At 74.5% G+C, this 22,221-nt stretch carries 20 protein-coding genes; 2 read left to right on the top strand and 18 right to left on the bottom strand.

The window, feature by feature from the left end; genetic code table 11:
- Positions 1 to 27: 27 nt before the first annotated feature.
- Both AF1_RS00780 and AF1_RS00775 read right to left on the bottom strand, forming a co-directional pair.
- Entirely contained in the window at positions 28 to 2,757 is a 2,730-nt protein-coding gene (locus tag AF1_RS00780; protein ID WP_169804026.1) for a tetratricopeptide repeat protein, read from the bottom strand.
- The gene (locus AF1_RS00775; RefSeq protein ID WP_131732580.1) at positions 2,754 to 3,980 is read right to left on the bottom strand and encodes a hypothetical protein; all 1,227 of its coding nucleotides are present in this window, start codon (positions 3,978 to 3,980) and stop codon (positions 2,754 to 2,756) included. The genes AF1_RS00780 and AF1_RS00775 overlap by 4 nt, the downstream gene beginning before the upstream one ends.
- Before the next feature lie 99 nt (positions 3,981 to 4,079).
- Between AF1_RS00775 and AF1_RS00770 the strand changes: the two genes are divergently transcribed.
- On the top strand, positions 4,080 to 4,457 hold the full coding sequence (locus AF1_RS00770; RefSeq protein ID WP_067792284.1) for a hypothetical protein: 378 nt from the start codon (positions 4,080 to 4,082) through the stop codon (positions 4,455 to 4,457).
- Here AF1_RS00770 and AF1_RS00765 read toward each other — a convergent pair.
- The 11 genes from AF1_RS00765 to AF1_RS00715 form a co-directional block, all read right to left on the bottom strand.
- Positions 4,444 to 6,153: a CHAT domain-containing protein gene (locus tag AF1_RS00765; protein WP_067792280.1), complete on the bottom strand. Its 1,710-nt coding sequence runs from the start codon at positions 6,151 to 6,153 to the stop codon at positions 4,444 to 4,446. The two genes, AF1_RS00770 and AF1_RS00765, sit on opposite strands and share 14 nt — an antisense overlap.
- 21 nt (positions 6,154 to 6,174) lie before the next feature.
- Positions 6,175 to 7,506 carry a CHAT domain-containing protein gene (locus AF1_RS00760; protein WP_067792277.1) on the bottom strand — a complete coding sequence of 444 codons (1,332 nt, stop codon included), beginning with the start codon at positions 7,504 to 7,506 and terminating at the stop codon, positions 6,175 to 6,177.
- Positions 7,507 to 7,629: 123 nt separating this feature from the next.
- Positions 7,630 to 9,114, bottom strand: coding sequence for a hydrogenase large subunit (locus AF1_RS00755; protein WP_067792274.1), 1,485 nt, complete (start codon positions 9,112 to 9,114; stop codon positions 7,630 to 7,632).
- Positions 9,114 to 10,592: a proton-conducting transporter transmembrane domain-containing protein gene (locus AF1_RS00750; RefSeq protein ID WP_067792271.1), complete on the bottom strand. Its 1,479-nt coding sequence runs from the start codon at positions 10,590 to 10,592 to the stop codon at positions 9,114 to 9,116. The genes AF1_RS00755 and AF1_RS00750 overlap by 1 nt, the downstream gene beginning before the upstream one ends.
- Positions 10,592 to 11,251, bottom strand: coding sequence for a hypothetical protein (locus tag AF1_RS00745; protein WP_067792268.1), 660 nt, complete (start codon positions 11,249 to 11,251; stop codon positions 10,592 to 10,594). The genes AF1_RS00750 and AF1_RS00745 overlap by 1 nt, the downstream gene beginning before the upstream one ends.
- Complete coding sequence (locus AF1_RS00740; RefSeq protein ID WP_067792265.1) at positions 11,248 to 12,192, bottom strand: respiratory chain complex I subunit 1 family protein; 945 nt, start codon at positions 12,190 to 12,192, stop codon at positions 11,248 to 11,250. Before AF1_RS00740 ends, AF1_RS00745 begins: the two co-directional genes overlap by 4 nt.
- Positions 12,189 to 14,204: a proton-conducting transporter transmembrane domain-containing protein gene (locus tag AF1_RS00735; protein ID WP_067792262.1), complete on the bottom strand. Its 2,016-nt coding sequence runs from the start codon at positions 14,202 to 14,204 to the stop codon at positions 12,189 to 12,191. The genes AF1_RS00740 and AF1_RS00735 overlap by 4 nt, the downstream gene beginning before the upstream one ends.
- Positions 14,201 to 14,686, bottom strand: coding sequence for an NADH-quinone oxidoreductase subunit B family protein (locus AF1_RS00730; RefSeq protein ID WP_131732581.1), 486 nt, complete (start codon positions 14,684 to 14,686; stop codon positions 14,201 to 14,203). Before AF1_RS00730 ends, AF1_RS00735 begins: the two co-directional genes overlap by 4 nt.
- Positions 14,687 to 14,777: 91 nt before the next feature.
- Positions 14,778 to 15,137 carry an ArsR/SmtB family transcription factor gene (locus AF1_RS00725; protein ID WP_067792434.1) on the bottom strand — a complete coding sequence of 120 codons (360 nt, stop codon included), beginning with the start codon at positions 15,135 to 15,137 and terminating at the stop codon, positions 14,778 to 14,780.
- 397 nt (positions 15,138 to 15,534) lie between these two features.
- The gene (locus tag AF1_RS00720) at positions 15,535 to 15,972 is read right to left on the bottom strand and encodes a VOC family protein (protein WP_067792259.1); all 438 of its coding nucleotides are present in this window, start codon (positions 15,970 to 15,972) and stop codon (positions 15,535 to 15,537) included.
- A 1-nt stretch (position 15,973) separates the two neighbouring features.
- The gene (locus AF1_RS00715) at positions 15,974 to 16,546 is read right to left on the bottom strand and encodes a DinB family protein (RefSeq protein ID WP_067792256.1); all 573 of its coding nucleotides are present in this window, start codon (positions 16,544 to 16,546) and stop codon (positions 15,974 to 15,976) included.
- Between the two features lie 61 nt (positions 16,547 to 16,607).
- Here AF1_RS00715 and AF1_RS00710 point away from each other — a divergent pair, with 61 nt between their 5' ends.
- Positions 16,608 to 17,567, top strand: a complete 960-nt coding sequence (locus AF1_RS00710; RefSeq protein WP_067792253.1) for a helix-turn-helix transcriptional regulator — start codon at positions 16,608 to 16,610, stop codon at positions 17,565 to 17,567.
- Between the two features lie 62 nt (positions 17,568 to 17,629).
- On the opposite strand, the gene AF1_RS00705 is transcribed toward AF1_RS00710, so the two are convergent.
- The 5 genes from AF1_RS00705 to AF1_RS00685 all read right to left on the bottom strand — a co-directional run bounded on the left by AF1_RS00705 (position 17,630) and on the right by AF1_RS00685 (position 22,217).
- The gene (locus tag AF1_RS00705) at positions 17,630 to 18,157 is read right to left on the bottom strand and encodes a VOC family protein (RefSeq protein WP_067792250.1); all 528 of its coding nucleotides are present in this window, start codon (positions 18,155 to 18,157) and stop codon (positions 17,630 to 17,632) included.
- 173 nt (positions 18,158 to 18,330) lie between these two features.
- Complete coding sequence (locus tag AF1_RS00700) at positions 18,331 to 19,023, bottom strand: vWA domain-containing protein (protein ID WP_067792247.1); 693 nt, start codon at positions 19,021 to 19,023, stop codon at positions 18,331 to 18,333.
- A 31-nt stretch (positions 19,024 to 19,054) separates the two neighbouring features.
- Positions 19,055 to 20,188, bottom strand: a complete 1,134-nt coding sequence (locus AF1_RS00695) for a hypothetical protein (protein ID WP_067792244.1) — start codon at positions 20,186 to 20,188, stop codon at positions 19,055 to 19,057.
- Positions 20,185 to 21,063, bottom strand: coding sequence for a protein phosphatase 2C domain-containing protein (locus tag AF1_RS00690; protein ID WP_067792241.1), 879 nt, complete (start codon positions 21,061 to 21,063; stop codon positions 20,185 to 20,187). Before AF1_RS00690 ends, AF1_RS00695 begins: the two co-directional genes overlap by 4 nt.
- The gene (locus tag AF1_RS00685) at positions 21,051 to 22,217 is read right to left on the bottom strand and encodes a hypothetical protein (RefSeq protein ID WP_131732582.1); all 1,167 of its coding nucleotides are present in this window, start codon (positions 22,215 to 22,217) and stop codon (positions 21,051 to 21,053) included. Before AF1_RS00685 ends, AF1_RS00690 begins: the two co-directional genes overlap by 13 nt.
- Positions 22,218 to 22,221: the final 4 nt, after the last annotated feature.

Here is a 22,221-nt window from a genome sequence, read left to right as displayed (position 1 = left end):
CCGGCACCGGCCGAGGCCGGACGGTCTTCACCCGGCGGGGCGGGCGAGGGCGTTCTCCCGCCGCATGCGGTCGGCGGCGCGTTCGTAGCGGTCGGCGAGGTCGTGGTGGCCGCCGGCGCGCAGCCGGTCGGCCAGCATCCGGCCGTCGAGGGTGGCCGACAGCCGGAGCGCGCGGCCCCCGTCCAGGGCGGCGACCGCGTCGCGCAGGGCGCCCAGCCGGACCCGCGCGTACGCCTCGGCGGCGTTGAGGTCCTCCCCCTGTTTCAGCCAGGCGTCCCCGTGGTCGTGTGCGCGTTGCGCGACGAACAGGGCCCGCCGCGCCCGGTCGGCGAGGCGGAAGGCGTCGGCGGCCGGCTGCCACAGCCGGTGCTCCAGCGCCCAGGTGCCCAGTGCGCGGGCCGCCTCCAGCCGGAGGACGGCGGCCCCCTCGCTCGCCTCCACCGCGTTCCGCAGGGCGCGCAGCACCGCGGCCCGGTCGCCGCCGGGGAAGCGGTCGTGGCGTTCGGCGAGCGCCTCCGCGTAGTCGAGCAGCAGGCCGGGCCTGATCGGCTGCGCCGGGCGCGTCCGGCGCAGCGCGGACCGGAGCAGCTCCACCGACCGGCCGAACTCCGCCCGGTCGCCGCCCGCGCGGGCGCGCAGCCGGAGCGCGGCGGCGAGGCTGCCGAGCAGGGAGGTCCGCTCGGGGGCGGACGGGCCGAGCATCGCGAGGCCCCGTTCGTAGAGGTCGATGACCCGGTCGAGGTCGGCCGGGCGGGTGTCGCGCTCGTAGCGGAGCAGGAGCGCCGCCGCGAGCGTGCTCATCAGGCCGGGCCGGTCGGGTGCCTGCTCCGGGGAGGCCGCGACCGCCCGTTCGTGGACGTCGACCGCCTCGTCCAGGGCGGCGTGGTCGTCGCGGTAGAGGTACCTGTCCTGGAGGGCGAGGCCCAGGTTGCTGAGGAGTTTCGGGTAGCCGAGCACGGTGGGGAGTTCCGCATTCGCCGCCTCACGGTGCCGCTCGATCGCGGCGTCCAGATCATCGAAACTCCCGTCCAGGACGAACCGGTCGTGGATCGCGGCCGCGGCGTTCGACATCAGGTGCGGCGCATGGTCCCGGTGGTCCAGGTCCACGGCCCTGCCCGCGAGCGCGACGGCCTCCTCGTGGGCGGCCGGGTCCCCGTCGTGCTCGTACCGTTCCATCAGGAACACCGCCAGGTGGGTGAGCTGGTCGGACGCGATCTCCTGGTCCTGCCCGGCGGCGACCTCGACCACCTCCCGCATCAGGCCGATCGCACGGTCGAGGTCGCGGCGCCGCCCGTCCCGCCGGTAGCGCATGTGCAGGAGCTGGGCCAGCCGGGTGACCCGCGAACTCCACGGCATCGAGCGCGGGTGGACCCCGGCGAGGCCCCGGCGCGCGGCGGCGATCGCGGCGGCGAGGTCGGCGGGCCGGCCGAGCATCTGGTAGCGCATGGACAGGGCGCGGGCCAGCGACGCCTCGATCCCCGTGCGGTGGCCGGGCGGCAGCGTCCGCCGGGCGAGCCGGCCGAGCCACTCGATCGCGCGGTCGATGTCGGCCGGGTCCCCGAGCACCTGGAAACGGGACAGCAGCACCTGGGCGAGGTTGGCGATCAGTGCGGGGGCCCTGGCGCCCCGCTCGTCCACCACCTCGCCGAGGACCCGGACCGCCTCGTGCAGGTCCGCGGGGTCGCGGTGCACCTCCCAGCGCTCCTCCAGCGCGTCGGAGAGGTGGTTGGCGTACACCGCGGCGTCGTTCGCGCCCGCCCCCTCGCGCACCGCCGCCCGGCCCAGCTCGATCGCGATGTCGAGATCGTCCTCCGCGCGGTCGCCGGACTCGGCGCGGGTGAGGTGGCCGAGCGCCAGCCGGTCGAGGAACGCCGGCCGGTACGGCGACCCGGCGGGCAGCGCGTCCAGCGCGTCGCGCCAGCACCGCAGCGCCCGGTCGAGATCGCGCGGATCCCCGTCGTGTTCGTACCGGCCCTGGAGCGCGGTCCCCAGGTTGACCAGGTGGCACGCCGCGTCCGGGCCGTGCGGGACGGTCCGGGCCGCCTCGTCGGCGAGCGCGACGGCGCGCTCGATGTCCGCCGGGTCCTCGTCCTCGGTGAAGCGGTCCTGGAGGGCCGTGCCCAGCTCGGTCAGGATCATCGGCCGGGGAAGGGCGCCGGGGGCGAGGAGGCCGAGTGCGTCCTCGTAGCCGCGGATGGCCCGGTCGAGCATCGGCCGCCCGCCGCCCAGCAGGTAGATCTCCTGTTCGCAGGCGGCGAGCAGCGCGAGGCAGGCCGCCCGGACGAACGGGTCGCCGGCGGTTCCCGAAGCCGTGCGCGCGATGCGTCCGGCGTCGGAGAGGTCGCCTTCGGAGCCGGTGAGCCGGTAGCGCTCAAGGTGCGCCCGGCCGAGATCGAGGGCTTGCCATTCCCCGGTCTGCCAGAGGAATCCCTGGCCGGAGACCTCCGGTGGTTCCGTCGCGATGGCCCTGTCGAGATGCGTGACGTCGCCGTCGCGTGCCGTCCGCCGCAGCGCCGCGGCGACCCCGAGCCGGCCGGCGCCGGCGCGGACGACCTCGTCCAGGTCCCGGTCGTCCCCGTGGCGGTCATAGCGCAGGAGCAGCAGCCACCGCCGGAACTCGGCGGCGTACGGCTCGCCGCCGAGTTCGCCCTCGACCAGGGCCCGGGCGCGTTCGAGGGCGTGCTCGTCGCCGTGCTCCTGGTAGGCGCGCTCGGCCGCCCGCAGTTCCGCCACCGCCTCCATGACCACCCCCGTCATCCGGCCGGCACGTGGACCCATGCCTGTTCGGCGAAGCCCTTGTCGGGAAGCTCGGCGGTGACCTCGGTGAACGCGTCCGCCGGGAGCCGGCCGTAGCCGTGTGCGAGGACGTCGCGGTAGATCGTCCCGGAGACGATCAGCGCGAAGTCGGCCTCCGGGTGCGCGGTCAGGGCCTCGCGTGCGGGCGCCGAGTCGAGCAGGCGGTGGACGGCGATGGTGGAGGCGCCGATCCAGCCGTTGACGCCGGGCGCCACGTACCCGCGGTGCAGCGCGACGCGGAGCCGGATGCGGGCGTGCGCGTTCAGGTCGTGGTTGACCTCGGCGAGCGACGTCCGCAGCCCCTCGACCAGCAGCGGTATCGCGGCCGACTCGTCCAGGGCGGGCGGAAGGATCGCGAACTGGCCGTCGCCCGACCGCTGGAACACGACCTTCCCGTCGTCGATGCCGGCGCGCCGGCGCGCGTTCTCCAGCACCGCGAGGAACCGTTCCTGGGCGCGCGCCGCCTCGGGGTTGCGGAAGCGGCTGAACCGCTCGATGTCGGCCGCCATGCACAGCCGGACGGTCCCCGCCGGGGCGGCGGCGCTGCGGGGACCGGCCGTTCCCGGCACGGCCACCCGGTCGGTGACCGAACCGTCCGGCTTCAGGGCGAACACCGGGACGGTCTCGCTGCGGGCGTGCACGATCCGGGTGCGGTACCGGCCGCGTTCGATCGACGCGTCCACCCGGATCGACCCCGACACCTCGGGCAGGTCGCCCGGTGCCCTGACGATCGCGTGGATCGCCAGCTCGGGCGGGAGCGCGACACCGCCGTCGACGTCCCCGAACAGCCAGCCGGGCGCCGGTTCCCCCGCGTCGGAGAACGCGACGGGCGGGGTCGCCGCACCGGACGGGTGGTCTCCGGCGTCCATATGGACCACCGCCACCCGCCGGTCGTCGAAGCACAGCCGCAGGAACGCGGCGGTGTAGCGGGCGCGGCGGGGCAGGCCCGCCAGCCTGAACCGGGCCCGGACGTCGAGATGGTCGTGCTCACCGCCGGGCATCGCGTCGCGGATCGGCTCGGGCAGGGCGCCCGGCGCGATGCGCCGGACGGCGGGCCGCCCGACGGTGACGCCGCCGACGGGGCGCGGCCGCTCTCCCGTGACGAGCCTCGTCTCGGCCAGCACCCCGTCCGGGGGCGGTCCGGCGGATGCGGCGTCCCGGCCGTGCACTGACCGTGTCACCACGTCCCCCTCCTCGGGGTCACCTTCGCATACCGATCGCGGGACGGTCCACCGGACGGCTAGAGTCAACGGGCATCGCGAGCGGCCACGAGGGGGACGACGATGCCGGACGGACCGCAGCGGCTCCCGTCGTCGTGGGCCGAGGTCTGCGCGCTGAAGGACCGCCTGCGCGCACTGGCGAAGCGGAGCGGCCACCTCACCGAATGGCGGAACCTGGACGAGGCCGCCCGGCGGCGGGCCGACACCCTGCGGGAGTGGCGGGCGCTGGCCGCGAAGATCACCGAGCACGGCGTCCTGTACGGGTCCTACGGGATCCGCGACGGCCTGGACGGTGCCGGCGAACCCGTCTACCGCTGCCCCGGCGAACGGCACTGCGACCGCGTCGCACGGGCGGACGACCACGGCCGAGCCCCGATGTGCCATCTGGCGGGCACGCCGATGACCCGGGCGCCCGGCCCGGAGCGGCCTAGCCGGGACTAGCTCCGCCCGTCCCCCCGGCCACGGTCGCGGCGGGGTTGCCGTACACCGAGTAGGCCAGCCATGTGGGGTCGCCCGCCTCCTCCTTGATCGCCATCCGCGCGAGTTGCGACGCCCTGCCCAGTGGCTGCCGCCGCTCGTGGAAGTGGTCGTAGAAGTGGTCGGCGAACCTGCGGGCGGACGCGGAGCGCACGGCCCACAGCGACCCGATGAACGCCCCCGCGCCGGCCCGCATGAACTGCTCGGCCCAGCCCGTGGTCCGCACGAGCCGCGGCGCCTGCCCGGCCGTCCGGCAGCCGTTGAAGAACACCAGCGGACTGTCGCGCCAGGATCCGCGCTGCACCGCCGTCTGCAGGTCGCCGGGGCAGAACGCCCCGCCGTGCAGCCGGAGGAACCCGCCCGTGCCCGCGTCGAAGCCGTGATGGCCCGCGAAATGCAGGACGCCCGCCGGACCGTCGTCGATCATGTCCTGCAGGTCGTCGAGGTCGTCGATGACGCCGCCGTCGTCCAGCCCGCAGAGCCGTGCGCGGACGGCCGCGACCTCCTGCCGGTACACCTCGTGCTCGTCGCCGGGTTCCGTCCCCGGCGGCGGCACGACGTACGTGGCGCGCGGCAGGGCGAGCCTGCGCACCCGTTCCTGGCCGTAGACCCGCCGCACGATGGGCACCCACTCGGCGAGGAAGCCGTTCTCGTTGTCGCCGTTCACCGGGTAGAGGAGTTCCCAGGGAACGTCGTCGACGTTGCTCGCGACGGTGAAGGACGTGATCCGGTCCGCCTGCCTCCAGAACTGGTCGTGGACCGCTTCGGGCACGACGTCGCTCCACAGTGCGGCGCCCAGGTTCCGCAGCCGGCGGCGGACCTGCGCCGGGCTGTCCAGGTCGGCTTCGCCCGAGGCCATCCGGTCCAGTTGCCGGGTGAGCCGCTCGATGAACGCCGCCGGGTTCCCGGCGACGCGCCCGGACCGCTGCGGGGAGTGCAGCGCGGCACCGAGAAGCTGGAACTCGTAATGGTCCGACTCCCGGCTGACCTGCAATGTCACCTCACCGGGCTCGACGGCCATGGACGTGATCTCGGCGGTGTGGACGGTCTCCTCCCGCGACCCGGCCGCCTCGCCGGCCGACAGCTGCACGGCCGTCTCGCCGAGGAACGTCCCGCCGCGGAAGGCCCGCACCAGCACCCGGCGCAGGCCCGCCACGGGGGCGATGAAACCGAACTGCACGGGTTCGGAGTCGGCCTCGGCCGGAACCGTGAGCTCCTGCATCAGCTCGCCCACCGCGATCAGGTCGGGCGCCCACACGGCGATGACGACCTTCGCCCCCTCCGGCGGCACGTCGAGGGACTTCAGCGGGGCCAGGCCGTCGGCGGGGCCGAGGACGATCCGCACGAACATCGGCACCCGCCGGCCGACCGTGATCTTCTCGGCCATCGCGGCCTCAAGGAAGCGCTCGGCCGGCACCGGGGTGGCACGGTAGCCCTGCTCCCGCTCGTTCTGCGCGCGCAGCCAGCGCCGTAGCTCCGGCCTTCCGGTGAGCATCCTGCGCAACCGCGCCTTGGCCGACCCCGCCGGTAGCGCGAGGGCGCGGTCGATCCTCCGGCGCAGCTCGGCCGCCTCGCCGGGGTCGGGCAGCAGCGTGCCGAGCAGCGGGCTGATCTCCTCGGCGAACCTGCGCCACTCCCCCTCGTCCCGTCCCGCGCTCATCGAACCGATCCCCCGTTCAGGTCACACGCCGACATGCCCGAACCCCGCCCACGCGGGGATGGACGCCTCGTCCCGGTCATCGGGCTCGCGTTCCAGGACGTGGTCGAGCAGGGCATCGGCCACCTCGCCCGGCGGCCAGCCGGAGTCGCCGTCCAGGGCCCGCTCCCAGACGGCGGCCTTCTCACCGTTCGTCGTGTCGCGGACCCAGATCTGCGCGTCGCGGAGGGCGCGCGCGGGCGGGTGGCCGTCGCGCCGCCAGCGCCGGTAGAACTCCGCGGCCACCATGGCGGTCACCATGTCGGGGACCGCCCACAGGGACGCGACCACCCCGGCGGCGCCCGCCTGGAGCAGCCCGGTCGGCAGGGAGACGACCTCGTCCGGCAGTTCGGTGCCGGGCAGCGAGGTCTCGCACGCGGACAGGAACGCCAGCCTCAGCCGCAGGTTCATCGCCATCAGGTCACGCACCCGCAGGATCTCGCCGCCGGCGAGGACGAGGCCGCTGTCGAGCGGACGGTCCAGGTCGGCGAATCCGTGGCAGGCGAGGTGCACCACGTCGGCGCCGGCGATCCCGCGCTGGACGGCGGCCAGGGTCGCCGCCTCACCGTCCAGCGTGCGCGGCGCGTCCGGGAGGGCGTGCCTCGCGACGGCCGCCTCCAGGGCGGTGAACGGCATGCGCGGATAGCGGGCGGGCAGCGGCCTCGGTTCGGTGACGGCGAGCAGCGCGCGCCCCGTCCGTTCCGCCGCGATCGCCCGTGCGGCGGTGAGCGAGCGGGCGTTCGGCGCGTAGCCGATCGTCGTCGCGTCCAGCGCGTACCGGCGGCCGGTCGGGGCGCGGGCGTCCTCGGTCCAGGCGGCGTGCAGCGGCAGCAGCCCGAGCAGGCCGCCCGGCACGAGCGTCACCGCGGGTGCGCCCGGCAGGTGCCGCAGGACGTCGCCCATGGCGGCCTCCCAGGCCCAGCGGGTGACGGCGTCCAGATCGGCGGCCCAGGCCGCGTGGCCGCCGGCGCCGCGGGCGCGGAACTCGCCGTACGAGGCGAGCAGCGAGCCCACCCGGTCGTGGACGGCCGCGGCGGTCAGCCCCGGCAGCGGAACATGCTCGACATCGGCGTCCCCGTCCGCCGTGGCGCGGACGATGAGCGCGAGCCCCTCGGCGTCCGCCGCCGCGATGTAGCACAGCGGATGCTCGGCCGCGGCCGCCACGTCGTCGAACGTGGGCGCCGCCATGAAGTCCCGGTGGCCGGGGAGCCGGCGGATCTCCTCGACGACCTCGTTCAGCTCCCGCCATGCCGCGCGCAGCTCTTCGAGATCGACGCCCGCGGACGGGCCGGGGCGCGGCCCCGCCGGATCGGCCATGGCGACGATGCTACGCGTCCCCCGGCCCGGAATCGCGGCGGCCGGGCCGGCCGCGCCGTGCGGCCCGCGCGGGGCCGTGGCGTGCCCGAGCCGTTCCGGGCGGGGTTCGGGGCCGGGCGGGGGTCAGAGGTCGTTGCCGGCATAGGAGAGGTTGAAGCTCTTGTTGACCAGGGGGAAGTCGGGGACGATCGCGCCGGTGAGCGCGACCGGGAGGGCCGGCCAGTTGAAGAAGGACGGGTCGACGATCTTCACGCGGGACAGCGTCCCGTCGGGGGCGAGTTCGACGCGGTGGACGATGGTGCCGCGCCAGCCTTCCACGATGCCGATGCCGGACGGCATGCCCCCGGTGCGGGCGGTCGGGGGCCAGGAGGAGACCAGGCCCGGGTTCATGCCGTAGGTCAGATCGCGGATGATCTCGATGGAGGTGGCGATCTCGCGGGCGCGGATCTGGAAGCGGGCCAGCACGTCGCCGGTGCCGGCGGTGGCGACGGTGAGCGCCGGGCGCAGGTCGGTGAAGGGGTGGTCGCGGCGGGCGTCGGCGGAAAGGCCGCTGGCGCGGGCGACCGGGCCGAGGACGCCGAGGTCGCGTGCCGCGTCGGCCGGGAGGGGCGCGGTGCCGGTGAAGCGGTCGGCGACGACGGTGTGGCCGAGCGCCAGGCCGGCGAGTTCGGCGATGTCGGCGCCGATGGCCTTGAGCGCGGCCGGGTCGGGCAGGGTGCGCAGGACGGCGCCGCCGAGCAGGACGCCGCCGCGCAGCAGCCGGTGGCCGGTCAGGTCGGCGTTCAGCCGCAGGAGCTGCTCGCGGACGCGGCCGAACTGCGCGTTGAGGACGGAGTGGCCGACGTCGTTGCACAGCGCGCCGAGGTCGGTGACGTGGGTGTAGAGGCGTTCGAGTTCGAGCAGCACGGCCCGCATCCGCTGGGCGCCGGGTGAGACGACGCAGCCCGCGGCGTCCTCGACGGCGAGGCAGTAGGCGAGGGTGTGGCCGACGGTGGTGTCACCGCTGACGCGTTCGGCCAGCGCGAGCCCGTCACCCGGGACGCGCCCCTGGAACAGCTTCTCCAGCCCCTTGTGCACGAACCAGAGCCGCGCCTTCAGCTTGAGGATGCTCTCCCCGACGACGGAGAACCGGAAGTGCCCCGGTTCGATCAGTCCCGCGTGCACCGGCCCGACCGGGATCTCGTACACGCCGGGCCCGTCCACCTGGACGAACGGGTAGGGGCCCTCGGGGTCGCCGAACGGGGGCGGCGGCCCGGCGTCGGCGCGCATCGGGTACCAGCCGCGCGGCCAGTGGTGGTGGCGGACGAGCCGGCGCGGCAGCGGATGATCGGCCGGGACGATCCCGTACAGGTCGCGCATCTCACGTTCGAACCGTCCCGCCGGGAAGCTGAGCGCGGCCAGGCTCGGCACCGCCGGGTCGGCGCGGTCGAGGCGGACGTGCAGTTCGGTGCGGCGGTCCCGGTCGCCCGCGGTGAACAGGTAGACGACGCGGAGCCCGCCCGGGTCCTCATGGGCGGCGGCCAGGGCGAGGCGGTGCCCGTCCTCCAGCAGCTCCGCGGCGTGCTTGGGCAGGTGGGCGGCGTCGATGTCGCTGACGGTCGTGGTCATCAGTGCGCTCCGAGGACGGCGGCGGCGTCGAGCAGGAGGTCGTGCAGGGGGCCCAGGCCGATCCCGAGCACCGCGCAGGCCGACAGCCCGAGCAGCAGGCCGGCCGCGGCCCCGAGCGGCGGCCGGGACGGCAGCGTCGCGGCGCCCGGCCCGGTCCCCGGGGCGCCGAGCAGCATCCGGGCCGTCCCGGCCGCGACGGCGGCGGTGATGACCAGCAGCAGGACGAGCGCGGCGCCGACGGCCCAGCCGAGCCCGGCGGTGAACCCGGCGCGGAAGATGGCGAGTTCGCTGGCGAACAGGCTGAACGGCGGGAAGCCGAGCAGCGCGAGCACGGCGGCGCCGAACCCGCCTCCGATCAGCGGCGAGCGGGCCGCGAACCCGCGCACGGCCGCGATCCGGCTGGTGCCGGCGGCCTGCTGGATGTGCCCGGAGGTGAGGAACGCGACCGACTTGGCCAGCCCGTGCCCGAGGACGTGCAGGAGGACGGCGGTCATGGCGAGCGGTGTCCCGATCGCGGCGCCGAGCGCGAGCAGGCCCATGTGCTCGATGCTGGAGTAGGCGAGCATCCGCTTGTAGTCGCGCTGGCCGAGCAGCAGCGCCGCGGCGAGCGCGAGCGACGCGAGCGCGGCGGTCAGCAGCAGCGCGCGGGCGAACCCGGCCCCGAGCGCCGCGTCCGCGATCACCTTGACGCGCAGCACGGCGTAGAACGCGACCGACAGCAGGACACCGGACATGAGCGCGGACACCGGCGCCGGGGCCTGGCTGTGCGCGTCCGGCAGCCAGGCGTGCAGCGGCGCGAGCCCGGCCTTGGCGCCGAAGCCGAGCACGAGCAGCGCGACGGCGATCCGGGTGACCTGCGGGTCGAGGCTCCCGGCGTGGGCGGCCAGTTCCGTCCAGTCCAGGGAGCCGGACGACGGTACGTGCGCGTGCTGCGCGGCGAAGTGCAGCAGCGCGACGCCGAGGAACGCCAGCGCGATCCCGGCCGAGCAGATCACGACGTACTTCCAGGCGGCCTCGGTCGCGTTGCGGGTGCGGCGGTGCCCGACGAGGAACGCGGTCACGATCGTGGTCGCCTCGATCGCGACCCACAGCGTCCCGAGGCTCGCGGCCAGCACCGCCAGCGCCATCGCGGCCACGAACGCCTGGGTGAGGACGCCGTACCGGCGCGTGTCACGGGCGGTCGCGTGCCCGGCGGCCTCCTCGGCGGCCAGGTAGGCGGGGCTCGCCAGCATCGCGAGCAGCGCGACCGCGCCGATCACGATGAGCATGAACGCGCTGAGCGAGTCGGCGCGCAGCAGGCCGTGCAGCCCGGTGCGCGGCCCGCCCGCGGTCTGGACGGCGAGCACGATCCCGGAGGCGAGCACCGCGGCGGCGGACAGCGCGCCCGGCCAGGACGTCCCGCGCCGCCGGCCGGGGACGGCGTGGGCTCCGGCGGCCAGCAGCGGCGCCCCCAGCGGGGCGATCAGCAGCAGGGTCATCAGTCGCGCAACTCCCGCAGATCGTCCAGGTCGGTGTCGCCGAAGGCGGCCCGCATCCGCGCGGTCAGCACCTGGAGCACCAGCACCGCCAGCAGCACGTCGAGCGAGACGCCGAGTTCCACGATGAGCGGCACCCCGGAGGTGGTCAGGAACGCCACCGCGGTGATGCCGTTGTCCATGAGCAGGAACCCGACGATCTGCGACAGTGCCCGCCGCCTCGTCACCAGGACGAACAGCCCGATCAGCACCACGGTCAGCGCGATCGGGACGGCGTGCGTCGCGGGCGTCGGGTCGAGCCGGACGATGGGGCGGCTCACCGCGTAGGCGAGGAGGCCGAGCAGCGCCGCGATCGTGAGCGAGGTCGCCACGTTGACCAGCGGCTGCGTCTCCCGGTTCGCCGCGCCCCCGGCCAGGGCGCGGCGCAGCAGCCACGGCAGGACCAGCGCGCGCAGCGCCCCGATGCCGAGGGCGAGCGCGACGACCTCGGCGTCCCCCTCGTGGACGCCGAGGACCGCGATGAGCAGCGCGAGCGCGCCGCCCTGCAGGGCGAACAGCCGCACGATCGCGGCGAGGTCGCGGCGCCACAGCACCAGCACGCCCGCGAGCAGGAAGGCGCCGCAGGCCGCGTCGAGGAGCTGGACGTAGGTGCTGTGGTTCATGGCGCGACCAGGAAGAAGGAGGAGGCGACGGCGAACAGCGCGAGCACGAACGAGCCGGCGAGCAGTTCGGGCACCCGGAACATGCGGAGCTTGGCCATGAAGACCTCGGCGGCGGCCAGCGCGGCGCCCGCGACCGCGACCTTGGCGGCGATGGCCGCGGCGCCGACCGGCAGCATCGCCGGGGAGTCCACCGCGATGCCCCAGGGGGCGAACAGGCCGGCGAGCAGGCCGAGCAGCACGGTCAGCCGCATCGCCGACGCCCACTCGACCAGTGCCAGGTCGGGCCCCGCGTACTCCAGCACCATCGCCTCGTGGATCATCGTGAGTTCGAGGTGCGTGGACGGGTTGTCCACCGGTATGCGCCCGGCCTCGGCGATCACGACGACCACGAGGGCGACGAGCGCCAGCAGGCTCGCGGGGAACACGACCTGCTGCGGGTCGTCGAGGACGGAGGTGACGATCGCGCCGAGGTTCGTGGAGCCGACCCGGACCGACATCGCGAACGTCGACAGCAGGATGGTGGGCTCCACCAGCGCGAGCACGACCATCTCGCGGCTCGCGCCCATGCCGCCGAACGCGGTGCCGGTGTCGAGTCCGGCCAGCGCGAGCGCGACCGTGCCGAGGGCCAGCAGGGCGGTCACGGCGAACAGGTCGGCGGCGCCGTCCAGCGGGGACCGCGTCGTGACGAGGGGGATCATGGCCGCGACCACGAGCGTCGTGCCCGCGAGCAGCAGCGGCGCCATGCGGAACAGCGGGCCCGTGCCGTGCGGGGTGATCGGCTCCTTGCGCAGCAGTTTGCGCAGGTCGCGCCAGGGTTGCAGGATTCCGGCGCCGGCTCGTCCCTCGGCTCTGGCCCGCACCTGGCGCATCAGCCCGACGAGCAGCGGCGCCCCGGCCGCCACCAGGACGACCTGCAGGACGGCCCCGATGATCCCGGTCACCGGATCACCGCCAGGGCGATCAGCAGGCCGGTGAAGGTGTAGAAGCCGTACCCGACATAGCGGTGCACGCTGCCGTTGGCCAGCCCGCGCGCCGCCTCGCCCGCCCGCGCGGCGGCGGTCAGGACGGGGCGGTACAGCCGATGTTCGATCCGGTCGCCGACTCGCGTCCGGTAGGTCACGCTGTTCACGAGATAGGCCGACTCCTTCAGGGGCGTGACGTCGAGGTCGGTTTCGGGTGCGAGGACGTCGTCGAAGACGCGCTGCAGCGGTTCGGCGAACGACGTCGCCGTGTACTCCATGCGCGCCGACATCGGGCCGGCGCCGCAGTCCCACAGCCGCGCCCGGCGGCGGGCCGTCCGGCGGGTCGCGGCGACGCGCAGCAGGGCGAGCAGCCCGACCACGGCGACCAGCAGGAACGCGGCGATGAGCAGCGGCGACATGGTGCCGGCCAGCCCGGTGAGGTGCAGTGTGACCGGCCCCGTCACCGCGTCCGGCCCGGGAGCCGCGACGGCGACGGACCGGGCGAGCGCCGGCAGGACGGCCCCCGGGGAGATCGCCAGCAGGACGCAGCACAGCGCGGCCACGGCCATCCCGGCGAGCATCGGTGCCGGGGCCTCGCGGGCACGTTCCGCGGCGGAGCTGCGGGGCCGCGCCAGGAACCCGACGCCGAACGCCTTCACGAACGTGGCGATCGCGAGGCCCGCCGACAGCGCCACGACGGCCACCGCCGGCGGCATCGTGACCGCCGTCAGCGTCCCGCCGGAGGGGAGCGCGTGGATGAGGCTCTGCAGGAGCAGCCACTCGCTGACGAAGCCGTTGCCCAGCGGGAGCGCGGAGGCCATCAGGGCGCCGACGCCGAAGAGCGCCGTGGTGGCCGGCATCGTCGTCCGCAGGCCGCCGAGGGCGTCCAGGTCCCGGGTGCCGGTGCCGTGCAGGACGGAGCCGGCCGCGAGGAACAGCAGCGTCTTGAACCCCGCGTGGTTGACGATGTGCAGCAGCGCGGCGGTCAGCGCCAGCGCCGACAGGGCGCGCGCGCCGGACACCGCGAACAGCCCGGACGCGCCCACGCCCACCAGGACCAGGCCCATGTTCTCGCAGGTCGAATAGGCCAGCAGCCGCTTGAGGTCGCCGGCCACGGCCGCCTGGAGGATGCCGTACAGCGCCGACGCCCCGCCCGCCGCCAGGACGAGCAGCCACCACCAGGCCGCCCCGCCGCCCAGCAGGTCGAAACCCACCCGGACGATCCCGTACACGCCGAGGTTCACCATGGCCGCGCTCATCAGCGCCGACACGTGGCTCGGCGCCTCGGGGTGGGCGCGCGGCAGCCACACGTGCAGCGGCGCGATCCCGGCCTTGGACGCGAAACCGGCGAAGACCGCGAGGAACACGGCGCCGCGGCCCGCCGCCGGGAGCCCGTCCGCCGCGGCGCGGAGCCCCTCGAACGACTCGCTGTGCGCGGCGGCCGCGAACCCGGCCAGGCCGCCGAGGATCACCACCAGCCCCAGGTGCGTCATGACCGCGTACCAGAGCCCCGCCGCCCGGACCTCGTCCCGGCTCCGGTGCTCGGCCACGACCAGCAGCAGCGACGCCAGCGCCATCAGCTCCCACGCCAGCAGGAACGTGCTCACGCTCGCCGCCGCCGGGACCAGCGTCATCGCCGCGAGGAAGACGGGCACCATCGTCTGCGGCACGCGTCCGTCCAGGCCGCCGTGGCGGGTGTAGCCGATCCCGTAGAGGGCGGCGCAGACGGCCACGGCTCCGGTGACGGCGAGGAACAGCCCGCCGAGCGGATCCAGCGCCAGCCGGGCGCCCGCGAGCGGCAGCAGGCCGGGCAGCCGCGCGCTCCAGTCCCCGCCCCGCATCGCCGCGGCGCCGGCGACGACCGCGGCCGCTCCACCGCCCGCGGTGAGGACCCCGGCCGTCACCCGCCTGGGCCCGCGCGGCAGGACGAGCCCCGCGACGGCGGCCAGCAGGGTCAGCCCGAGGGCGGCCGGGAAGGCGACGGACGTCATCGGCCGGTCAGCCCGCGCAGCGCCGCGACGATCGCCTCCGGCTCGGGTGGGCAGCCGGGGATTTCGAGGTCCACCGGGACGACGTCCCCGACCGCGCCCACGACCCCGTACGCCTCGGCGAACACGCCGCAGTTACGCGCGCAGTCGCCCAGCGCGATGACGACCTTCGGCTCGGGGACGGCCTCGTAGGTGCGGCGCAGCGCCATCTCCATGTTGCGCGTGACCGGGCCCGTCACCAGCAGCGCGTCCGCGTGCCGGGGCGAGGCCACCTGCCGCGCGCCGTACCGTTCCGCGTCGTACACGGGCCCGAACGCCGAAGCGATCTCCACCTCGCAGCCGTTGCACGACCCCGCGTCCACGTGCCGGATCTGGACCGATCCACCGAGGTCGCGGGCGCGCTCGGGAAGAACCGGTTCGGGCGCTCGGGGCGCGTCCTGCGCGACGCGCCCGGTCTTGCGGATCTTGCGGAACAGGTCTCTCACGCGGGTCCCCGAAACTCGAATACTGACATGCGCAATTGCAAATTTTAGCAACTAATAAGGATGCTAGAGCCGCATCCCCGACGGCGGGCGGTCAGGCGCCCTCGCGGCCCCGCCCGCCGGCGGGACCGGAGGCGCGCATCTCGTCCAGCAGCTCCGCCTGCCCGGACAGCACCCCGGTCAGGATCTCCCGCGCCACCGCCAGCAGTTCCGCGAGCCGCGGGCTGGTCAGCGAGTAGATGACCGTCGCCCCCTCCTTGCGGGAGACGACGAGCCCCGCCCGCCGCAACACCGCGAGCTGCTGCGACAGGTGCGCCGGCTCGATCCCGACCTCCGGCAGCATCTCGGCCACCGCGTGGTCGCGCTCGCTCAGCAGCTCCAGCACCCGTATCCGCGCCGGATGGCCCAGCGTCTTGAAGAACTCCGCCTTCAACTGGTACAGCGGCGTGCTCACCGCGCCCACCCACCGGTCATCCGTGGCACCATTCCCCTAGCGTACCCGCCGAAGTAGCAACATTAGCAATTGCTAAGACTAGCAACTCCCCCGCCCCCACCTGTACGGGCGGCCCGATGGCGAAGATCGGCGCGCAGGCAACCTCCAGGGAGTGATGTTTCCGGAACTTCTCCGGGGTGGTTCGGCCCATCAGCAGGGGTGGTCGAAGAGAGCGGCGAACGGACCCCAGGTCAGGCATCGACCAGCGGAACTGGGAGTTCACCAAGATCACCGCCGGTTTCCGACCCGTCCCGCGCGGCCCGCGTCCCGCTTCCCGGACGCGGGCCGCCCGGCAGGCCCGGCCACCCCGATCGATCACACGATGACCACACACCCTGCCCCGGCGGGTCCTCGCGGATCAGTCGAGGCAGAACTCGTTGCCTTCGGGGTCGGCCATCACGATGTGGCCGGCGCCGAGCGGCGGGGCGGGGTCGTGGCGGCGGAGCCGGGTGGCGCCGTGGGAGACGAGCCGCTCGGCCGCCGCCTCCAGGGCCGCCATCCGCGCGTCGCCCGTGAGGCCGGGGGCGGCTCGCACATCGAGGTGCACGCGGTTCTTGGCCTGTTTGGGTTCCGGTACCCGCTGGAAGAACAGCCGCGGCCCGGAGCCCTCGGGGTCGACCAGCGCCGAGGCGTCGTTGCGGTTCCCGGGGGGTACGCCCATCGCCTCCAGCGCCTGATCCCACGACTCGAAGCCCGCGGGCGGGTCCTGCAGCCGGTAGCCGAGGGCCTCGGCCCAGAACGCCGCCAGCCCGGCGGGGTCGGCGCAGTCGAAGGTGATCTGGATGTCGCGGGCCATCTCAGCTCGCCTCCCGGTCGGTGTGCAGGTACAGGTCGCGCAGCAGGCACACCTCGGCCAGATGGTGGATCAGCTCGCGGTTGATGTGCAGGACCAGCGCCGCCAGCGGACGTTCGGCGTACGGTCCCTCCGCCTCCCCGCACGGGCGGGCGAGGCCGGTTTCGCCGAGGGACTCGACCCCGGCCAGCCACGCGGCGTACTCCGCGTCGAGCTGGTCCAGCGCCGCGGCCGCGGTCGGGGCGTACTCGAACGACTGGTAGTCGGCGGGCGCGCGGCCGAAGTGCGCGGCGTTGCGCGCCGCGAGCACGCCGACGATCACGTGCCCGAGCCGCCAGGCGATCGTCGTGAACGGCGGCGGGTCGGGCACCGGCATCGCGAAGTCGATGGTCACGGCGCCGGACCCGGCCTGCACCGGGGCGGTGCCGGTGCCGCGCGGGCGCACGTTCCAGCAGCCGGGCACCGGCTCCCAGAAGTACTCGTCATCGGTGAGCCCGTCGAGGCGATCGCGCAACTGGCTGGTCCAGTGCCAGGCGAGCTGCTCGCGGAGCAGGGAGTTCCAGGTCTGGTCGGTCATGTTCCCACCCTGCCGCCTATAGCGGACAGCATCGTTCCTTGATTCGTGGAACGATGAACGCGTGACCGTCGAGGGGACGATCGAGCGGGTGCTGCGGTTGCTGGCACTGCTGCAGCGCCGGCCGTCCTGGACCGCCGCCGAACTGGCCGCCGAGCTGGGGGTCACCGACCGCTCGGTGCGCCGCGACGTGGAGCGGCTGCGCGCGGTCGGCTACCCCGTGCACGCTGCGGCGGGCGTCGGCGGCGGCTACCGGCTCGGCGCGGGCACCCGGCTGCCGCCGCTGCTACTGGACGACCAGGAGGCGATCGCGACGGCGGTGTCGCTGCGGCTGGCGTCGGGGGGCACGGTCGCCGGGGCGGGCGAGGCGGCGCTGCGGGCGCTCGCCAAGCTCGACCAGGTGATGCCGCCCCGGCTGCGTGCGCAGGTGCGGGCAGTGCACAGCGCCACCGAGACCCTGGTCGGCCCCGGTGTCGAGATCGACCCGGAGCTGCTGGTGACGCTCGCCCGGGCCTGCCGCGACGCCGTGCGGGTGCGGTTCCGGTACGCCGGCCGCGGCGGCGAGGAGCGCGAGCGCACGGTCGAGCCCGTGCGGATGGTCGCCACGGCCCGCCGCTGGTACCTGATGGCCTGGGACGTCGACCGCGACGACTGGCGCACCTTCCGGCTGGACCGGATGCGCGAGGTGGTGGCGACGACCTGGCGGTTCCGGGCGAGGGAGCATCCGGACCCGGTCGCCTACGTGCAGCGGTCCGTGACCCAGGCGCCGTACCGGTATCTCGCCCGGGTGCGGGTGCGCGCCCACCCCGACCGGGTGCGGGAGCTGGTGCCGCCCCAGGTGGGGCGCGTCGAGGACGATCGCGACGGGTGGTGCGTGCTCGTCGTCGGCGGGGACGACCTGAACTGGCTCGCCATGCACGTGGTCCGGCTGGGCTTCGAGGCGGAGGTGCTGGAGCCACCGGAGCTACGGGAGGCCGCCGCCCTGCTCGCCCGCCGCCTCGCCGCGATGGCGGGCACCGGCTGATCGGCGCGTCCTTCCACGGCCGTCCCGCAAGCGGTGTCGTCGTGGTGCCCTCGCCTCTGGGGTCACTCCGTTTCGGTGATCGGGTTCAGGAACACCTCCTTGGCCTCCCGGGGGGTGATGCCGGTGCGTCCGGTGAGGTCGTTGCGCGGGTCGGTGAACCGGAAACGGTAGCCGCCCGGCGGCAGGTGGCCGATCTCCCACCAGTTGCCGTCGAGGTCCTTGAGGTAGAAGGAGTAGACGCCGTGCTGGCGGACGGGCTTGTTCAGCTCCTTGACGCCGTACTCGTCGGCCACCTCCGCGATCCGGTCGTACGCCTCGTCCACCTCGGCGTCGCTGCCCACGTCGAGGCCGTTGTGGTAGAGCAGCGGCATGTCGGGACGGTCCGGTTTCGACTCCAGGCACACGTAGGTGTGGTCGCCGCCGAGCCGGATGTAGAGCGCCGCCATCATCGGCTGGACGACTTCGAGCCCGAGCACCTCCTCGTAGAAGCGGCGGGTCGCCGTCACATCGGTGATCTTGAGCGTGCCATGCGAAAGGAAACGGGACTTGATCGCGGGCTCTTTGGTCGAACGGTGCGTGATCGCAGGCATTGACCCTCCAATTCGGCGCCTTTGTGGCGCCGGAACGGCGACCACCTCCACCATTTCACGGCAAATAGCCCTTTCAGGGAACCCTCTTTTCCGGGGCAGTTCGGGGGCGAGTGATCAGCCCGTCGGAATGGTCGCCGCTTCGCGCCGCACGGCGGGGCGCCGGCCCGCTCGCTTCACTGCTCCACGTACTCCTCCGACAGGACGCGGTATCCCGCCACCTCGTTCGGCAGCATCAGCCGGCGCGCCTGCACCGAGGCCACCATGCTGCTCAGCATGCCGTTCATCGCCTCGGGGAGGGCGCTCGTGGCGTCGCCCAGCGCCGGGTCCGCCATGTAGGTCTGGACGGTGGACATGGCGCGCAGGATCTCCTCGACGGCCTCCCCGAAGCCGAAGGAGATGATCCGGGGATGCCGGCGCCACTCCCTGTCCACCAGGGCGCGGTGCGGTTCCCGCCACGCGTCGGTCGGCCGGTCGGTCGGCGCGCCGTCGGTCAGCAGGAAGACGACCGGCCGCAGGACGCTGTAGCCCTTGTCCTGCAGGAGCGGGACGTCGAGGTCGATCCGGTCGCGGAGCAGCTCGAACAGCGGCCCGAATCTGGTGCCGCCGTGGCAGCGCAGCACCGGCATCTGCCGCATCCGCGTCAGCTCCGTCATCTTCACCACGACCGTGGGCGCGGACGAGAACGCGATGATCGACAGGTGCACGAACTCCGAGACACGGGGGTTGAGGTACAGCTCCTTGATGATTTTGGCGAGGGTCTCGTTCAGCAGGCCCTCGTGCTTCTGCATCGACTTGGAGACGTCGAGCGCGATGTAGGTGGGCATGCCCTTGCCGAGGCCGGGCGCCGCTTCGGCGGGGTCGGTCATGATGTCCTCGATTCGTCGGGGCGGGAGCGCGTCAGAGCAACGCTGAGACGATGCCGCTCACCAGCAGCAGGGCCAGCGCGCCCAGGCACGCGATGATCAGCGGGATGACGTACCGTTCGAGGCCGGCCCGGCCCGGTGCGCCGGGGTCCCGCTCGAACGGGTCGTCCTCGATGTGCGGCGCGGCGGCCGGGGACGACGGGGCGGCCGTGGAGGGCGGAGCCGGCACGGAAGGCGAGGCCGGCACGGAGGGTGGGGCGGCCGGGGGCGGCCTCTCGGTCCCCGCCGGGCGGGCGTCCAGGTCGCTCTCCAGCAGTTCCAAGAGCTCCCCGCAGCTCGGCCGCAGCTCCGGCGGGTCGTCGAGCGAGCATTGCAGGGCTTCCCCGAACGCGCCGGCGCGCAGCCGGGCGTCCAGCGCGTCCAGGGCCGGATGCGGATCGCGGCCCCGGACGCCGGTGAGGGCGCGCAGCACCGTCACCGCGACCTTGTAGCGGTCGGTGTGGACGGTGAGGCGCTCGCCCGGACGCACCGCCGGGTCGTCCCACGAGTTGCACTCGACCCACGGACGGGACGACAGGCCGCAGCTGTCCATGTCGATGAGGAAGATCCGGCCCGTGCCGCGCGCCCAGAACAGGTTCGCGTACGACCAGTCCCCATAGACGACGCCATGGCGCTCCAGGAGCGCCGCGACGCGCAGGACGTTCCGCGCCACGCGCAGCCGCTCCCGCGAGTCCGGGACGGCCATGTCGCGGGCCTCGTAGAACTCCCGGCCGGTCTGGACGAGCTGGTCCAGGCTGAGCGGAACCGATTCGGGCGGCCCGAACGGCGTGTGCACCCGCACGGAGAACTCGGCGGGCGCCTTCGCCAGCACGACCCCTGCCGTCGTCCCGTCCGACACGACGCGGCTGACCGGCCAGCAGGTCGCCTCGTCCACCAGGGCGCGGTCGTGCGGGGTCATCGCGGCGGGCAGCCCGATCAGCCGGTCCAGCACCTCGGGCGGTTCCTCCGGGGAACCGGGCTTGTAGCGCTTGACGAGCCAGCCCGGGTGGGCCGCGCTCTCGTACACCGCCGTGGACTGGCCGTTCTCCCCGGCGATCCGCGCCCCGGCCGCGGCGACCTCCGCCAGCTCGGTGACCGGCCCGAACGGCCGGTCCGACCAGGCCCTCACCGGTCGCACCAGATCACGACGGCGGTGCGGTCGTCGAGCCGGCCGCGGGCGTCGTAGCCGACGTCGGTGACGAACGAGGCGATGTGCGGCGGCCCGGCCCAGCGTTCGGCGAACCACGGCGCGGCCCCGTCGGCGAGCATGTCGCCGATCCCGTCGGTGGCGAACGCCAGCACCGCGCCCCGCTGCACGGTGACCCGCGCCGTCCGCGCCCGGTCCGGGTGGAACGGCAGGAACTCGGTCAGGACGTCGCGGTCGAGCCCCGTCTTGTCCGCGCCGGCCAGCCGGGTCCAGCCCGCGTCCACGCGGAGCCACGCGCCCACGTCGGCGATCCACGCCAGCCACACCTCCCGGCTGCCGTCGGGGGCGGGCTCCACGGGGACCGCCACCGCGAGCGCCGCCGCCCGCACGTCGTCCTCGGTCACCTTCTGCTGGACCGCCATGCCCGACATCTGCCGCGCCGCGTCCAGGAAGAGGGCGGGCGCGTCCGGTTCCGCGCCGCGCCCGAGGTCGGCGCGGAGCCGGCCGATCAGCGCGGTGACCGCGACGTTCGCGCCGAGGTGGGAGCGGCTGCTGTCGGACATCCCGTCGGCGACGGCGACCAGCAGGTACCGCCGGTGGGGGTCGCGGCCGAGCCGGTAGGCGTCCTGCCGGTGCTGGGCGGGCTCGGCGCAGCGATGCCCCGGCCCGACGAGCGAGGCGGCCCGGACGGTCAGCGGCCCGACGCTGACCGCGTCGGCGGCGATCCCGGAGATGGCGGGCTCGTCCGGCAGCCGCCACGGCATCCGGGACTGCCGCGCGCCCGTGCCGAGCGGACGCGGGAAGTCGATCTGCGCGGGGCCGGGCGGCGCCGGCCGCAGGCGGTTCAGGAATCCCACGGCATCGGCCTCCAGTCGACCTTGGGGGTGTCGGCGCGCCCGCGCAGGTCCTCCGGCATGACGTCCTCGTCGTCGCCGTCGTCGCCGTCGTCCACGTCGCGGACCGGCTCGCCGGGCAGTGCCGGGGTGGCGTACGCGGCCGGCGGGATCGCCGGCTGGTCGAGGATGCCCGACCTGCTCTCCGGTTGGAGCAGGTCCGTCATGGACCCGCGCAGCTGCTGGAGCATCTCGTTGACCTCGGCCGGCTGGATGATCCGCTGCTCGATGGCCTGCCGGTAGAGCTCGATGATCCGTTCCTCTTTGATCTCCTCGTGCCGGCGCATGTCGAGGATCAGGGTGCCGACCCGGCTCGGATCCTGCGCCAGGTAGCGCAGGAACAGGTCGGAGCTGGTCCGGATGGAGACCCGCAGCGCGCCGACCTCCTCGTCGGTGAGCTGGCGGTTGACCCTGGCGATCTGGAACCGCTCCTGGAAGTGCCGGGTCCGCTCGTCGGGGATGGCCTTGACGTAGCAGCGGTGGACGGTGATGCCCTCGTCGTAGGTGCGGGGCTCGGCGCGGAACCGCTCGGCGAGCGCGGTCTCCATCTCGGCGACCTGCTCGATCTGGAACCGGTGGCCGACGGTCCGGGCGATGTCCAGCAGCCGGGCCCGGACGATCTCGGCGGCGTCGCCGAGGCCCCGCCTGACGACCGCGGCCGGGTCGGTCACCGACCACTCCGCCTGCACCGTCAGCTCGAACCGGGACAGCTCCGTCCGGCTCGGGACCGAGTCCACGAAGGTGTTGCGGCGCAGGGTCGTGTCCACCTCGAAGCACCACTCGTAGCGGGGGCCGCCGAAGCCGAGCATCCCGCGCTGCGGCGGCGCGGACAGCCGCACCAGCCCGCCCTCCCGGTCGGAGAAGACGAAGGCCCGCCCGGGTTTCGCCGCCTGCCGCGGCACCTCCCCGGCGGGCAGCACGGTGATGATGACCGGCTCGGACGACCCGGACTCCGCCGAGGCGAAACGTGCCGGGAAGGACTCGGGCAGCGACGGATCCGGCCCGCCGGCGGGCGGGGCCGCCTGCACGGGCACGCGCTCGGGACGCCTGCCCCGGGGGGACGGGGCGTCATGCTGTGCGTCTTCGCCGTTCTCGGCGTCTTCGGCGTTCTCGGCCACGGAG

Origin of the sequence: Actinomadura formosensis NBRC 14204, from assembly GCF_001552155.1 — a bacterium.
Taxonomy (GTDB): Bacteria; Actinomycetota; Actinomycetes; order Streptosporangiales; family Streptosporangiaceae; genus Spirillospora; species Spirillospora formosensis.
The sequence above is the reverse complement of the archived record's forward strand: the minus strand, read 5'-3'. Positions and strand labels throughout refer to the sequence as shown.